This is a genomic window from Polaribacter sp. BAL334 (assembly GCF_015767435.1).
GTDB lineage: Bacteria > Bacteroidota > Bacteroidia > Flavobacteriales > Flavobacteriaceae > Polaribacter.
Genome location: NZ_JADWOV010000313.1, coordinates 1 through 394, shown reverse-complemented (window position 1 = coordinate 394; position 394 = coordinate 1). Strand labels below are relative to the sequence as shown.

Here is a 394-nt window from a genome sequence, read left to right as displayed (position 1 = left end):
TTAGTACTTTCATACAAAATGCCAATATAGCAACAAACAAAAGTTTTTATGCAATAGGTTCTTATGACAATACCACAGATACTTGGACAAACGCTACCAGTGCAACTGCTGGGAATTTACAACTAGGCCAAGGCTACCAAATGGCAACCACCAGTGGAGGCACATTATCTTTTACAGGAATAGTACCCACAGCAGATGTTACCATAGCGATTCAAAATAACGATGCTGCAAACTCAGGTGCAGGAAGACGTTGGAACTTAATAGCCAATCCATTTCCATCATATATCAATGGTAATAGTGTAGCTGATGCCACCAATAATTTTTTGACGATAAATACCTCAGTTATAGACGACACCTTTGAGGCTATTTATGGATGGAATTCTTCAGGGTATAC

Annotated in this window: 1 pseudogene; it reads left to right on the top strand. The window is 38.8% G+C overall.

Annotated elements, in window-relative coordinates:
- Positions 1-394: pseudogene (locus tag IU405_RS11975) on the top strand (hypothetical protein); the annotation flags it as partial.